The sequence below is a fragment of the Psychrobacter sp. CX21 genome, assembly GCF_057396255.1.
Window position 1 is genome coordinate 91,369 of the sequence record NZ_JBXYJG010000007.1, and the last position, 14,818, is coordinate 106,186.

General features: G+C 37.6%; 11 protein-coding genes. 1 reads left to right on the forward strand and 10 read right to left on the reverse strand.

Annotated elements, in window-relative coordinates; translation table 11 throughout:
• Window positions 1–3: 3 nt before the first annotated feature.
• The 9 genes from AC2SLP_RS05940 to AC2SLP_RS05980 all read right to left on the reverse strand — a co-directional run bounded on the left by AC2SLP_RS05940 (window position 4) and on the right by AC2SLP_RS05980 (window position 11,030).
• A complete protein-coding gene (locus AC2SLP_RS05940) occupies window positions 4–936 on the reverse strand; it encodes a phospholipase D family protein (protein ID WP_486535740.1) in 933 nt (310 codons plus the stop codon).
• The gene (locus tag AC2SLP_RS05945) at window positions 917–2,731 is read right to left on the reverse strand and encodes an ATP-binding protein (RefSeq protein WP_486535741.1); all 1,815 of its coding nucleotides are present in this window, start codon (window positions 2,729–2,731) and stop codon (window positions 917–919) included. The genes AC2SLP_RS05940 and AC2SLP_RS05945 overlap by 20 nt, the downstream gene beginning before the upstream one ends.
• Window positions 2,732–2,740: 9 nt before the next feature.
• Window positions 2,741–4,402 carry a DEAD/DEAH box helicase gene (locus AC2SLP_RS05950; protein ID WP_486535743.1) on the reverse strand — a complete coding sequence of 554 codons (1,662 nt, stop codon included), beginning with the start codon at window positions 4,400–4,402 and terminating at the stop codon, window positions 2,741–2,743.
• Between the two features lie 385 nt (window positions 4,403–4,787).
• Entirely contained in the window at window positions 4,788–5,546 is a 759-nt protein-coding gene (locus tag AC2SLP_RS05955; RefSeq protein WP_486535745.1) for a phospholipase D-like domain-containing protein, read from the reverse strand.
• Between the two features lie 537 nt (window positions 5,547–6,083).
• Window positions 6,084–6,938 (reverse strand): sulfite exporter TauE/SafE family protein, encoded by an 855-nt coding sequence (locus tag AC2SLP_RS05960; RefSeq protein WP_486535747.1) that lies wholly within the window; start codon window positions 6,936–6,938, stop codon window positions 6,084–6,086.
• Between the two features lie 180 nt (window positions 6,939–7,118).
• A complete protein-coding gene (locus tag AC2SLP_RS05965; RefSeq protein ID WP_486535749.1) occupies window positions 7,119–7,637 on the reverse strand; it encodes a flavin reductase in 519 nt (172 codons plus the stop codon).
• A 215-nt stretch (window positions 7,638–7,852) separates the two neighbouring features.
• The gene (locus AC2SLP_RS05970) at window positions 7,853–8,881 is read right to left on the reverse strand and encodes a methionine synthase (protein ID WP_486535750.1); all 1,029 of its coding nucleotides are present in this window, start codon (window positions 8,879–8,881) and stop codon (window positions 7,853–7,855) included.
• A gap of 81 nt (window positions 8,882–8,962) precedes the next feature.
• Entirely contained in the window at window positions 8,963–9,997 is a 1,035-nt protein-coding gene (locus tag AC2SLP_RS05975) for a DUF1852 domain-containing protein (RefSeq protein WP_486535752.1), read from the reverse strand.
• 520 nt (window positions 9,998–10,517) lie between these two features.
• Window positions 10,518–11,030: an META domain-containing protein gene (locus tag AC2SLP_RS05980; RefSeq protein WP_486535754.1), complete on the reverse strand. Its 513-nt coding sequence runs from the start codon at window positions 11,028–11,030 to the stop codon at window positions 10,518–10,520.
• Between the two features lie 367 nt (window positions 11,031–11,397).
• On the opposite strand from AC2SLP_RS05980, the gene AC2SLP_RS05985 reads away from it, so the two are divergent.
• On the forward strand, window positions 11,398–12,288 hold the full coding sequence (locus AC2SLP_RS05985) for a fructose bisphosphate aldolase (RefSeq protein ID WP_486535756.1): 891 nt from the start codon (window positions 11,398–11,400) through the stop codon (window positions 12,286–12,288).
• Between the two features lie 126 nt (window positions 12,289–12,414).
• On the opposite strand, the gene thiC is transcribed toward AC2SLP_RS05985, so the two are convergent.
• Window positions 12,415–14,436 carry a phosphomethylpyrimidine synthase ThiC gene (gene thiC, locus AC2SLP_RS05990; RefSeq protein WP_486535758.1) on the reverse strand — a complete coding sequence of 674 codons (2,022 nt, stop codon included), beginning with the start codon at window positions 14,434–14,436 and terminating at the stop codon, window positions 12,415–12,417.
• Between the last annotated feature and the right edge of the window lie 382 nt (window positions 14,437–14,818).

A 14,818-nucleotide genomic window follows, 5' to 3' on the forward strand; every position in this document is an offset into this window, starting at 1 on the left:
GAATTAGAAACTATTCAGAATTTGACGGTTTCTTTGATTTCTTACCTTAATACTATTAGATTGGTAGTAATTCAAATACGATATGAAGTTTTGAATATATTTCTTCAATTCGCTTCTACGTGGAGAGAAATCATCTAGAATATGGTTATGTATGTAAGCAGTAATCGCTCCAAAGCTTGCAGACTGACTATCTTGAGCATTTAAAAAACGATAAATAAATTTAAATATATTGGAGCGTTCAAACTTAATACTATCAGAAAAATTACTACCAAAAATTACTTCGTCATGTAATATATCTTCTTCACTATAGTCTGACAACTTAAAGGGGTTGCACCTCGGAAAGTCCTCAGTAAATAATCCAATTAACTCTTTTTTTGAGAATAAGTTAACTGATGACCATTCCTCTTGAGCTTTGGACTTGGAGGTAGAATCAATATTAGATAGTTCTTCTTGCATCTTTTTGATATCTTCAACGCTAATTTGAGTGCAACTTTTAAGGTAATCTTTCACTTTTATGAGGTCGTTATCGGATAGTTCAAAATTGTAGTTAAGCTCGAAGTTAGGAAAATTGGAAAACCCTAATCCGTTAGCTGTTAAATTAGAACTACCAATAACTGCTTGATAGGAGTCAAAAATATACAACTTAGCATGAAGCTTATAATCAGCATAACATTTAACTCCCTTTGAAGTTAAAAGCTCTAGGACTTCAAGATCACAACTTTTATTAATACAGTCAGATGGCCGGCATCTAACATATATGCTAAGGTCTTTATTGTAATCGGACTCTTCAAATAGTTGTAGCACTGATTTGGTTAAGAAAGCACTAATTAAACAAATACTCTGAGAGTTACTTATGTAATCTTTTAATACCTCAGACACATTGTCGGTACTATTCAGATTAATATTACTATTTTGGCTAATAATCTTCTTCGTCATTTAAATATCCATCCAAAATGACTCCCCATTGCTCACGAGAAAATTCATATCTTCTGCGAACATTCTCAGTAGCAGCTTCTTTTTCCATCCGACCCCAAGCGGCTAAACAAAGTTTTAATAACATTTGGTCACGTTCGGTAGCTTTTGATAAATAGTTACGATAAAAGTTATGTTCAGTATTAATCTGTATTAATGTGAGTCCTTGAATTATAGATATATCAAAAAGCATGGTCTGAGGACCTTCTCTCTCATCAAACTTAACACTTATTTCATTATCAATAACATCATTAATAAGCGTATGTAATTCGGTCTCATTATAATTTTTATTTCTGAGCGCTTCTTTAATTTCTTCAGGGCTTGGCTGGTCCTCATCACCTAAGGCAGGATGTTCGTTTGCTCTCTGTTGTTCTGTCTTAGTAGCAAGTGAACTTGCTGTATCTTCACTTTTAGATGTTGTACTACTTTTATCTTGACCATAAGATATGTTTTTGTTTTTCAATTCAGTGAAAACGTTGTCAAAAGCGGTTTCTATCTCTGTTAAACATTCTAATAATGCAGCATAGTCAGGGTCAGTTTCTTTAATTGTTTCTATTACGCCTGCCTCATCAACATCTTCTTGTAATGCGATTTCAGCAAGATTAACGGACTGAATTTTTGTGGCTGTTTGCTTATTATTCGTTACTCCAAAGAAATTATCAAGACTAGGTGAAAACTCAATTTCAACACCAATATATCTATCTTTATAGTATTGGTCTTTAATCTTGAAATCTCTTTTAAGGTCTAACTCACGACCTGCACGTACAATTGATAACCCTATATTTGAAGCCAGCTGTCTACCAACGTAAGTACTACCAATTTTCCCTTCTATATTCTCTCTTAACTTATCGGCAAAAGGTTTCTTGATTGAAGATGTTCTAATTGAATAATACCCAGTTGTTCCATCAGATAACGTTATCGTTCTTTTATTAGTTTTACCGTCTTCATGTGTATCAAATAAAGAGTGGTTTTCGAAGTCTTTCGGGAAATCTTTCATCTCCTCAACCACAGTATTTTGCATTAAATAAAGCGGGTCATTCGGTCTAAAACTAATGGTATTTTCAATATCATAGTTATGGGTTTCATCATTAAAAAGTCTGTTTTCAAATACTATTCGAACTTTATCGTCTGAATTTTTGTTCGATAACATATAACGATACATACGACCGATTAATTTTTCAGTGTGTTTCAATAATGCGGACGAAGTTTTCCAATGCAGCCTATCAAGTTCAGACCATACAACAACTGTTCCTTTTTTAGGTAAAGCACCTTTATATGCATCACTTAATATGGTATCTAAAGCTTTTCTTTTAGGGTATGGTATGTCCTCTTGTTCACCACTTCTAATTTCTTCTACATCTAAATAAGTATGATTTATTTTAGAATCTTCTTTCCAGCTCCATACGTCTGTACGTTTGCATTGAGAAATACTAGAGTTGGGCAAACCCATGCCAAATTTACCCATTCCTTCGGAATCGTTTTTGTTTTTTGAAGCGCCAAATTCTAACGCCATATATAGAGTCTCTACATCCATCCCGTAACCGTCATCCAGTATAGCAATCTTTTCGATACGTCTTCGATTAGAGCCATTTATTTTATTATATTTTTCAAAGCAGACAAACCTTACCGTCTTAGCACCTGCTTGAATACTGTTGTCAATAAGTTCAGCTAAAGCATAAGCAGTATTTTTATAGCCATTATCTCGCATAGACTCAATCACTTGAGAAGGTCTTACATATGGATGTTTTTCGATAGTCATTTTGATTCCTTATAATTTCGGTTCCCAGCTAGTATCCCAATGTTTAAAAGCGTTGTACATATCATTAAATTGCGCATCATTATCTTTAACAGTATATATTTTGCAATTTTTACTGCCACCACTTTTAGGTCCGCGCATCGCCCGTCCAGCCATTTGTAGGTATTGAATTAATGAAGAGGTAGGTCTAGTAATAAACACGGAGTTAGTACAAGGTGCATCGAAACCAGCAGTAAGCACACCATAGTTAATCAATACTCGAATCTCTTGATTTTTATAACGTTGTATGGCAACGCTACGTTGATATGAGTTTGTATCTCCTACAATGACCTTTGATTTTACTCCTGCATTGTTTAGTAGAATTTCCAAACGCTTTGCATGATTGACATTTAAAGCAAAGACAATACCCTGATTTAAAGCGTCAGGTCTTTTTTCGAATTCGGGATGCACAGACATGATTTCTTTAACTACAGTATTCACAATTTGCTGATTTCGAATATCGCTATCAGCTAGGTAATTCATAAGCTTACTGTCATGATCATAGTCTGCATGCATCACGAACTTAGTTTCGCTATTATCATAGTCAATAGGTAATATCGAGTAGTTTGATAAGAATTTTTGCTCAATTAGATACTCAATAATTGATACATAGCCTGGAATTTTTGGCGTTACTTTATTATTTTCGAATAGTTCGCTAAGTTGCTGATTTTCATCATCGTCTTCACTATTAAAGTATGTTTTTCTACCAGGAGTTGCACTTAGACCTACCAAAAAACACTCAGAATTTGTTTTACTAATGATATCTAATATGACTTCTTTGTATGTAGAAGCTAGAGCTTTATGAGCCTCATCAAACACTATTAACCCAACATTTCTTTTGAAAGCATCAAGAATATACTCAATGCCTATCTTATCGGAGTTTTCTTGAGAGCGAAATTTTTGTAAACCTGCAACTATGAAACCTTCGTTAATGCCACTTAATGATAATTCGGAGTTACCATAGAAAGCGAAGCTTGTAAGATTTCTGTTACCCAGAAAAGACCATGCCTCATTGAATTCATTACGAGCTTGTTCGCACAGTTCGATTGTATCTGCAAACCAAACTACGGTTTTACTGGGATTGTATCTTAAATATTCGCAGATAAAGTTGATGGCGGTTCTAGTTTTGCCAGCGCCTGTAGGTAGGTGAAGTAAGGCGCTATGAGCATCATTATGGTAAAGTTGCCATAATGATGCAGTACATTTTCTTTGATATTCTCGTACAGAATAGTTAGGTCTAATACGTTGAACTTCGACAAAATTAGAGTTTTTAGTCAAATCTTCTGTTGATGAGTAAAAACCCAAGTGTCGACTAAGCTCAACTATATTCTTTTGGAAGTAACGAGTAGCGGAATCAAATTTATTTCCACCATCAAGTTGAATATTCGAAAAGTCTATTAAATAATTTAATACGTCATGTGATTGCTTATCGATGAGTAGTTTGACGAATTTACTACGCCTATTTGAGTTTTCAGCTAATATCTCATCAATACGAGTCAAAATGAGGGCATGATGGTCTATTTTTACTTTTTTACTTTCAAGCTCCTCAATAATCTCTTTAGTAGCATTGTCGTAGAATTGATAGCAATCAATCCTAGAGAAATTTTTTAATAGAACGGTAGGGTGAATATCCATAAATTTAAAATCTTTTCAGTTTTGATTAAATATACCGTATTTATATTGGAGAGCTAGTAATTTAGTTTGTTCAATAAAGTTGATTTAACCGTTAGTAATTCAAATCATCTCGACAAAACCTAGATTGTAGTAGATTACTATCCTAAAGGTATTGTAAAGTAATTGTACTGCATAATAACAACCTAATTGATACTAACGAAAGAATACCTTTAAATTTGTTTTAAAAGTAATATAGTGCTATTTGTGGATATTGTGGATAAAACTTTAGTATAGAAAGTCTAGATTATAGCCAAGTTATACAGGTGTGGAAACCGACCCAACTTTATCAAATCGATTGAAACCGAGATTATGCTTGATTTAGAATCTGTTAAAAGGCTCTTTAGGTTTACAATAAACTCCTCAGTTTCATAGCGTCGGAGTCCTGTTGCTGTTGAAGCGCTTGCCGTAGCTTGTTCGTCAAGTACTGCTTGGTATGGTTACTAGAGACTTGAGTAGATTGAAACTGAAGTAGTAACGCTCGTAAAACCTCTAAGCTTAAGTTACCACAAATAACGTCTGGATAATTGTTTTCCCATAATAAATCAAAGTCATGTCGTAGTTTTTGACAGATTTTTAATGACTTTTCTCCCCATAAGGTAGAGTCAATGCTTAAGTACTCAAAGTTTATCACTAAGCCACTTTCAGTATGATTGCTCGACCCTTGCACTATAGTCTCACTACCATTAGTCTGTGGTATCAACCAGCACTTAACATGAAACAGCCCCGACGTTGGCAAGGCTATTTTAAGTTCAATTTTGTCTAAATTAATCAGATAAGCTAGAGCTTGAAAAGTGGATTGAGTAAGATTATCTTGATTTAGAATAAACCCATTCAAATCCTTATGATTTATTTTACCCTCGTACAAGCCGATAAGGGTCGTGATATCTTCTTTTGATAAATTCGGACTGACAATCAAACGCATTCGATGCCTAACATCTGATTGTAGGTAATATAGAAGGGATTGGGCAATTGCTCGAAAAGAAGAGCTGTTAAAGTAGCCTATCATACAGTCGTAACCTACCGCATTTTTGACAACAGGTAGGAATAATTCTTTATCTAAGTTATGCTCAAATGGGTTGAAGATTGCTTTTTTTAGGGTTTTCATAGGGTGATTGGTGTAAATGAAGTGTTTGTTGCATCAAATGATTATATTGACTTGACTTGTCATGATTATGATACTACTTTTTTAGTTATAAGATGTGATAAAGGTTTATTTATTCTCTTATCTGAATTTGATATAAGTCTTGATTGATATAGCTTTCTAATATAATAAATCCACTTAGTCTATTCATTCACAGAACGAAAATTTAGTATGATACTTTATTACTCCGAAATGTTACAGCATCATGTGAATGGCACTGTTCAGTATGATACTTTATTAATTTTTTCCTAAAACGTGCAGTAATAAAATCAAGTGTTTAGCTTGATTCTAGTATGATACTTTATTACTCGCTGACAATACATACTAATACAAAAAAAGGTCGCTGTAGGTGTATAACCAACAGCGACCTTTTGTGTTTATGAGAGTCTACTTTTATATAATCGTGCATAACTAAGTGCTGATAGCTGATTGAGTGCTCTTAGTGGTAGAGCTTAAAAAGCCAGTAGTCCTCTAGCATCACATGTGGTACTTTAAATATATCTAACGTAGTCCTTTATAAAGAAAATAACAGCCAACAACGGTGAGCAATATCGCAAAGCACTGTTTTAATAGTGCGGGAGATAAAATATGGGCTACCTTTGCGCCCAGCTTCGCTGTAAAAAAGCTCATACTAGCAATACCTAAAAACGCATAGATATGCACAAAGCCAATGGTATTAGGTACATCAAGTTGATGCTGCATCCCAAAGAACATAAAACCTAATGCACCAGCAATGGCAATTGGTAGGCCACAGGCGGCAGAGGTGCCAACAGCCTTTTGCATCACAACGCCATAATGAGTGAGATAGGGAACGGTTAAGCTGCCACCGCCAATACCAAAAATGGCAGAAGCAATACCGATGACGCCACCTGCGGTTAGTTGGTTAGGCGTCGAAGGTAAAGCTACACTAGTAGACTCCGTGCTAATGGTATTTAATGAAGTCATATTTACTTGGTTTTGGCTAGGTATAGCCTGCTTTTTGGCTTTACTAAACATGCGATAAGCAACCCATAGTAAAAAGATACCAACAATAATTTGCAAGTGGATCCCTGATATTAGTCCTGCTATGCCTGCACCAAAAAAACAGCCCAGCGCCATACCAGGCGCGAGATTTTTAAATACAGGCCATATTACTGAGCCTTTTTTATTGTGTGCTGTTAATGAACTAATCGACGTTACGATAATAGTCGCAAGTGATGTGCCAAGTGCCAAGTGCATAATTGAATCAGCAGGATAATCCATCTGGGTGAAGACAATAAATAATAGCGGGACGATAATTGTGCCACCGCCTACGCCAAACAGCCCTGCGGCAAATCCTGCCAAAGCACCAATGATTAAAAAAACAATTAATTCCACGAGTTAGTATCTTCTTAATTAGTTAGCCTTAGCTAAGTGATGGTTACTATTAAAAGTCTTAGATAGCTTTTATCTAAAATAGTGTTATCTCAAACTCCAATATAGTGTTATCTCAAACAGTTTTATCTGTTTGTTCGTCACAGCGTATGATGTGTCATAAAGCGTATCGAAAGCCGACGTTTACGGTTTATAAGTTTGGCATACATTATGATAGGCACGGTTAAAATAAATTAGACTTTCATCAGACTGGTCTTGTAGATCTGTACTGCCTTTATTATTTGTGTTTATAGCGACAACATGGCACATAAAGACACTATGTGTACCCACCTCATGAACCGCATCAATTTCACAATCAAAGCTTACGAGTGCATCCTCTAATACAGGAGAGCCTGTTTTAAGCGTGGTCCAATTCCCATGTGTAAAACGCTGCTCTGAGTCTAGAGATGAGGCAAATGCGTTAGAAATAAGTTGTTGATGCGCGCCGAGCACATTAACACTTAACACTTTATTATTAACAAAGCTATTATGTGAGCGGGTTGACCTGTTCATACAGACCAGCAAAGTTGGGGGCGTATCTGTCACACTACAGACAGCAGATGCCGTAAAACCATGACGACCAGTCGAGCCTTGGGTAGTTACCACATTCACCGCTGAGGCTAATAAAGACATTCCCTCTCTAAAGTCGGTAGCTTCAATCATAGCATATATCCTAAATTTAAAATCTTTCAATACTGCTATAGTGACTCACAATGCTTAAAAATTGTAATAATCCTTAGCACCCTAATAACTTAGCACCGTAATACTTTGCCTCCATAATACTTAGGCACCATATTAACAAGCACTACCATAAAAGGTAGTTAGGGCTTAATACTATAGTAGTTTAGTATGAGGTCAACTATTAGTACAAAATAGTATTAGGCTGTTAGTTCATGACGGATAATTTGGGCACCAGCACTTAATGCAGTAAGCTTATCTCTAGCTACTTGGCGAGACAGTGGCGTCATACCACAGTTAGTTGAAGGATACAGCTTATCGGCATCAACAAATTGTAATGACCTACGTAACACATCAGCGACCGCTTCTGGGGTTTCGACCGTATTGGTCGCCACATCAATAGCACCAACCATCACTTTTTTGCCACGTATTAATTCAATTAAGTCCATGGGGACGCGCGAATTTATACATTCAAGCGATACAATATCTATCCGCGACTGCTGAATCTTAGGGAATATTTCTTCATATTGACGCCACTCTGAACCCAGTGTCTTTTTCCAGTCAGTATTAGCTTTGATACCGTAACCATAACAAATATGCACGGCTGTCTCACATTTTAAACCCTCAACTGCACGCTCTAATGCGGCAATCCCCCAGTCACTGACTTCATCAAAAAATACATTAAATGCAGGCTCATCGAATTGAATAATATCGACACCAGCCGCTTCTAAATCTTTGGCTTCTTGGTTTAGTATTTTGGCAAATTCCCAAGCCAGCTTTTCACGGCTTTTGTAATGACCATCATATAACGTATCAACCATGGTCATGGGACCAGGTAGCGCCCATTTAATCGGTTGATCCGTTTGTGCGCGCAAAAAAGCAGCATCGTCAACAAATACTGGCTGCTTGCGACTCACTGCACCAACTACAGAAGGTACGCTGGCCTCATAACGGTCACGAATTTTGACGGTTTCGCGCTTTTCAAAATCAACGCCATCTAGGTGCTCTATAAAAGTGGTAACAAAATGCTGGCGAGTCTGTTCACCATCGCTGACGATATCAATGCCTGCATTTGCTTGTTCTTGCAATGAAATCCGCAGTGCGTCTTGCTTAGCCTCAATAAGTGTATCGCCTTCAAGTTTCCAAGGGGACCATAATTTCTCTGGTTCCGCTAACCATGATGGTTTTGGTAAGCTGCCTGCAGTTGAGGTTGGGAGTAATAGTGTCATGGTAATCAATTTCTCTTATCTAATTTGTATTATTACATCTATAGTATTTAAGTGTTTTGTACGCAAGTTATCGCTTGTTGATTAAGCAACGTTTTTATTGTGCGTTTCATTTTTGGCGGGTTTACTATTAGCACTATTAAGGGCATCTATGCGCGCCGCCCATTCATTAAGGATGTTTTCATAAGGCTTAATGAATGTCTCTTCCGTAAATTTACCTTGTTTGACGGCCATTTGACTACGCTCTTCACGGTCATAGACAATTTGGGTCAGCGAATAATCTTGATAATCTAAGCTTGGCTGATAGACATGACCTGCCGCTGAGTTGGCATTATAAATCTCAGGGCGATAAATCTTTTGGAAGGTCTCCATGGTGCTAATGGCACTGATGAGTTCTATGTCAGTATAGTCGCCTAATAAATCGCCTGAGAAATAAAATGCCAATGGTGCCACACTGCCTCTAGGCTTAAAGTAGCGTACTCTGAGCCCCATCTTATGGAAGTATTCATCAGTCAGTGAGTATTCATCTTGTCTGTATTCCACTCCTAATACAGGATGCTGGTTGTTCGTGCGATGATAGGTTTTGCTGGTCGATACACTTAAGCAAATAACAGGCTGTTTATTAAAATTAGCTTTGTATGCTTCTGAATCTAATAAATGTTTGAACAGTTTGCCATGTAACTTCCCAAAGCTCTCTGGGGGTGGCGTAGATGGGTTTTTATCAAAGTGATTGAGTAACACCACGCTAAAGTCGTAATCGCGTACATACGACGAGAAGCTGTTGCCGACGATACCAGCAATTCGTTTATTCTCCTTGTGGTCAACCACTGTTGTTTGGAGTATCTCAATCGCAGGGAAGGTGTTGCCATTACCTTCGACATCTAAATCTGCTGAGATAATATCGACTTCAACAGAGTAGCGATCAGCAGTCGGGTTGTCCCAATTTGCTAATGCGTTAAAGCGGTTATTAATCATCGTTAGTGTTTTACGTAAGTTTTCTTCACGGCTTTCACCGCGCGCTAAATTTGCAAAGTTTGTGGTCAGACGAGTACTGTCTGCTGGCTTATAGTTCTCATCGAAGCGAATCTTTGAAATAGAATATGTAAACTGCTTGCTCATCGGATTACCCTCAACATTTATTTTTAAATCAAACCAAAAGTCTGTATGTGATGAATCATACTCAAGCTTTGATGCGAATAAAAACGATACTATTTAAACATAAGATGAATATAATTCACTTTTATCAAATGATAGTGGTCGAGGAGGCTGATAGTAGATGAGGCATAGTAAATAAACAATAGCTAAAAAGTTGATATAAGTTAATATCTTAAATAAATTTATTCTTAATTTTTAGATATTAGCTATTTAAGTAACTCGCTATCAAAACGAAAGATAATCAATAATATAAAGTATGCTCAAAATTTTATAAAACGCATATAATGAATATAATTCACTATTATATTAGAAATTGTCAGTGTTTTGAGAAGTGTAAAAAGTAGTTTATTTAAAACTTGATACTGCTATTAGTACTTTAATTAGAGGTGAATTTCTTATTTTAGGACAGCCCTTTAATTTTTAACGTCAAAAAAAGTCGCCATTTAGGCGACTTTTTGTAAACTTATAGGTTAAATATAAATCACTAATTAGCTTTAGTTACTGCTTTAAAGTGTGCTACTTGGTTATCATTGGTGACTACCAGCACTGGGTTATTATTACCCGCTTTGCTCAAGGTATATTTACCTATAACAGACGCCACGGCAGCTGAGTCGAATTTAGCTTCAGCAGTTGGACAAGCTTTCATCGTACTCATCATCGCCCCTAATTTAACTTGACCATCTACTATGGTATAGGGTGCTGATATGGTGTTACAGGTATTCATCAGATTAACCATGTTCGTACCCTCAATAGTATTAAAGCTTAAGGTTAAGGGTTTATTTGGGTTCATAAACAAGGCGTTAACTGATTGTCCGTTAGCATCTTTTGCATCTATCAATCGCCAATTATTAGCTTGCAATGCTTGATTGGTGATTTGATAAGTGTTTATCGTCGGTTTGACATCGTTATGAGTCATACCAGTTGTGTTTTGACACCCTGTAGCCAAAATAGCGATGGCAACTGCACCAGAAATTCCTAAAGCATTTAAAGTTTTCATAAATTCCTTCCTATTTAAAGATTTCAAATTAAAAAAATAATAATTTAAAAAAGCAATAACTTAAAATAGCAATAACATGACGATTATCTCAAAGCATAATTCCCTCAACAAGGCGTAGTAACCATTCAAGTACTTTATAACAGCGATTGTTACGAATATACTCTCAGTAAATAAAAGCGTATTAATTCATGATTAGATTTTATTATAATGTTACCTTGTATTATTAATAAGGTAGGCGCCCTTATTCAACATACCTTAAACAATCTAATAACGGAATTAGTTTCTGGTGTATGTTAACTTTAAGACAAAATTTTAAGCATCATCTAATTGCCAATATAAATTCATAAACTGCAATAGGAAAAAAATAATGAGCTATCAACAACAGCTAGAACGTATTAGAAATGACGAAGGCTTTATCGCTGCCTTAGATCAAAGCGGTGGTAGTACGCCCAAGGCACTACGCATGTATGGCGTAGAAGAAAGCGAATATGAAAATGATGATGAAATGTTCACTAAAGTTCATGAGATGCGTACCCGCATCATGACTTGCGACTGCTTTGACAGTGGCCGCGTATTAGGTGCTATCTTGTTCGAAGATACTATGGATCGTGAAGTAAATGGTAAGCCAACTGCTAATTACCTTTGGGAAGATAAAAACATTGTTCCTTTCTTGAAGGTAGATAAAGGTCTGGCAGAGCAAATGGATGGTGTTCAAGTCATGAAGCCAATGCCAAACTTAAATGCATTACTACAAAAGGCTAAAAACTATCCTATATTTGGTACTAAAATGCGTTCTGTAATCCATGAGGCGGCACAGCACGGTATCGAAAAAGTAGTACAGCAGCAGTTCGATGTGGCTAAGCAGATTTTATCTGAAGGTTTTATGCCGATCGTAGAGCCTGAGGTAAATATTGAAAGTAAAGAAAAGCACGAATCTGAAGTACTGTTAAAAGACGAGATTTTACGTAATCTTGATCGTTTAGATGATGATCACCAGGTAATGTTAAAGCTCACCCTTCCTGAAGAGTCAGGGTTTTATAAAGAACTTATTGATCATCCAAAAGTGTTAAAAGTAGTGGCTCTATCGGGTGGCTATAGTCGTGATGAGTCGTGTGAGCGTTTGAAACAAAACCCAGGTATGATCGCCAGCTTCTCGCGTGCATTTACTGAGGGCTTATCTAAAAGCCAGACTGACGAAGAGTTCTCAGCGACCATTGATGCATCAATCGATAAAATCTATACCGCTTCAAAGGTATAACTGCAAATCAGTTAATCTTCGATTGATTAAATGCATGTTAGATAATTTTTAAACTACATTTAACAGCAAAAAGCTTGAACCTTGTATAAAGGTTCAAGCTTTTTTTGTGCGTTGCAATTGAGAGGACTAAACCTCCTTATAAAGCTTACGCCCCTCACTATTATACTTTTCACTCATTTCCTGCATACCCTTTTGCACCTCATCAAAGCTAGCTTCTCCCACCTGACCGACAAGCTCAGTTTCTACTTTTTTAATTAAATGAGCATCATCGCTCAATTCACCTGAACTGGGCGTAATGGCAACCTCACTATTAGGTAGGTCTAAACCAGCGGCATACTCACGCACATTTTGAGTGATTTTCATAGAGCAGAATTTAGGTCCACACATAGAGCAAAAATGAGCAGATTTATGCGCATCTTTTGGTAGGGTTTCATCGTGGAATTCACGAGCAGTATCTGGGTCTAATGCAAGATTAAATTGATCGTCCCAGCGGAACTCAAATCGCGCTTTTGACAGCGCATTATCACGTGCCTGCGCGCCAGGATGACCTTTGGCAAGGTCGGCAGCATGGGCAGCGATCTTATAAGTGATAATACCGTCTTTAACATCTTTTTTATTCGGTAAGCCCAGATGCTCTTTTGGGGTCACATAACACAGCATTGCCGTACCGAACCACCCAATCATCGCAGCGCCGATAGCACTAGTGATATGGTCGTAACCGGGGGCAATATCGGTAGTCAATGGACCAAGCGTGTAAAAAGGCGCTTCGTGGCACATTTCAAGTTGTAGATCCATGTTTTCCTTAATACGGTTCATGGCAACGTGACCCGGCCCTTCAATCATCACTTGAACGTCGTGTTTCCACGCCACTTGAGTCAACTCGCCAAGTGTCTGTAGCTCGCCAAACTGCGCCTCATCGTTGGCATCTTGGATACAACCCGGGCGCAAACCATCGCCTAAGCTAAACGCCACATCATACTGTTTCATGATTTCACAGATATCTTCGAAGTGGGTATATAAGAAGCTTTCTTTATGATGTGCTAGACACCACTGTGCCATGATAGACCCACCACGTGAGACGATACCGGTTAAGCGCTTAGCCGTTAAAGGCACATAACGCAGTAACACGCCCGCATGGATCGTAAAGTAGTCCACGCCCTGTTCAGCTTGTTCGATTAACGTATCACGGAATATTTCCCAAGTTAAATCTTCAGCCACGCCGTCCACTTTTTCAAGCGCCTGATAAATAGGGACTGTACCGATAGGCACAGGGGAGTTACGGATTATCCATTCACGGGTTTCGTGGATGTTTTTACCCGTAGATAAATCCATGATGGTGTCCGCCCCCCAGCGTGTGGCCCACGTCATTTTGGAGACTTCCTCATCAATGTTTGAGCCGAGTGCTGAGTTACCAATGTTGGCGTTAATCTTCACTAAGAAATTACGCCCAATGATCATCGGCTCTGACTCAGGGTGGTTGATGTTGTTCGGAATAATGGCACGACCAGCTGCCACTTCATCACGCACAAACTCTGGCGTGATAATCTTAGGCGTATTGGCACCAAAGCTATCCCCATCATGTTGACGCATGTCGGTTAACTTATGCTGCATTTGGGTTTCACGAATAGCAATATATTCCATTTCAGGGGTGATTATACCGCGGCGTGCATAATGCATTTGAGTGACATTGCCCGCCTTACCATTGATAGTCTTCGCACGGCGCGGCTTATCAATATGGGCAAAACGAATATTGGCAGTTTTGATATCACGGGCGCGCTCTTTGCCATAGTTACTAGACAAACCTGCTAGGCGTTCGGTATCGACACGCTCTTCAATCCATTTGTCACGTAGCTTTGGCAAGCCTTTGGTCAGATCAATATCAACATTGGGATCGGTATAGCCGCCAGAGGTGTCATAAACATAAAAAGGCGGATTTTTTTCACTACTTTCAAGGCCAAAGCCACCAGTAGGGGTATCAGTCAAGGTGATTTCACGCATGGGAACTTGGATGTCAGGGCGAGAGCCTTCAATATAGACTTTTTTTGATGCGGGCAGGCTACGGGTTAAATCGCGGGCTTCTTCATCAAAAAGTTTGTCTTTCGTATTACGGTGGGCAGGGGTTTTTATAAAATTTTCTGCATTATTCATGGAACTGTCCTTTTTTACAAATGCCGTATGGCAACTGTCAACACTGGTTTTAACATCAAAGCTAAAACCGAAAGTAAAAAAGACTCAGTGAGTGCAGAGACTGCCTATTAGGACAGCTCAAACCCTATTCATTATTAACAGACCTTAGATGAAGTAAATTCAGTTTTAAGGCAATACCTATTTTTAGTTAATTATAGTGACGTTTTTACCTAGTCAGACTTAGCGAGTAAAACAAAGGCTAAGCGATAACAAAGTAAGCGCATAACTATAAAATAAGTAGTTTTAATAACCGGCTATTTATTACTCAATTATAATTGAAATCAAAATATAGCTTAAAAAGCTAGAATGATTGAAAAGTCGGTAATGTACTATGTCGTTAAAT

What these genes read in the sequence shown, in the direction of transcription:
- AC2SLP_RS05940 (WP_486535740.1), bottom strand. Translation starts at nt 936, where the DNA reads ATGACGAAGAAGATTATTAGCCAAAATAGTAATATTAATCTGAATAGT.
- AC2SLP_RS05945 (WP_486535741.1), bottom strand. Translation starts at nt 2,731, where the DNA reads ATGACTATCGAAAAACATCCATATGTAAGACCTTCTCAAGTGATTGAG.
- AC2SLP_RS05950 (WP_486535743.1), bottom strand. Translation starts at nt 4,402, where the DNA reads ATGGATATTCACCCTACCGTTCTATTAAAAAATTTCTCTAGGATTGAT.
- AC2SLP_RS05955 (WP_486535745.1), bottom strand. Translation starts at nt 5,546, where the DNA reads ATGAAAACCCTAAAAAAAGCAATCTTCAACCCATTTGAGCATAACTTA.
- AC2SLP_RS05965 (WP_486535749.1), bottom strand. Translation starts at nt 7,637, where the DNA reads ATGATTGAAGCTACCGACTTTAGAGAGGGAATGTCTTTATTAGCCTCA.
- AC2SLP_RS05970 (WP_486535750.1), bottom strand. Translation starts at nt 8,881, where the DNA reads ATGACACTATTACTCCCAACCTCAACTGCAGGCAGCTTACCAAAACCA.
- AC2SLP_RS05975 (WP_486535752.1), bottom strand. Translation starts at nt 9,997, where the DNA reads ATGAGCAAGCAGTTTACATATTCTATTTCAAAGATTCGCTTCGATGAG.
- AC2SLP_RS05980 (WP_486535754.1), bottom strand. Translation starts at nt 11,030, where the DNA reads ATGAAAACTTTAAATGCTTTAGGAATTTCTGGTGCAGTTGCCATCGCT.
- AC2SLP_RS05985 (WP_486535756.1), top strand. Translation starts at nt 11,398, where the DNA reads ATGAGCTATCAACAACAGCTAGAACGTATTAGAAATGACGAAGGCTTT.
- thiC (WP_486535758.1), bottom strand. Translation starts at nt 14,436, where the DNA reads ATGAATAATGCAGAAAATTTTATAAAAACCCCTGCCCACCGTAATACG.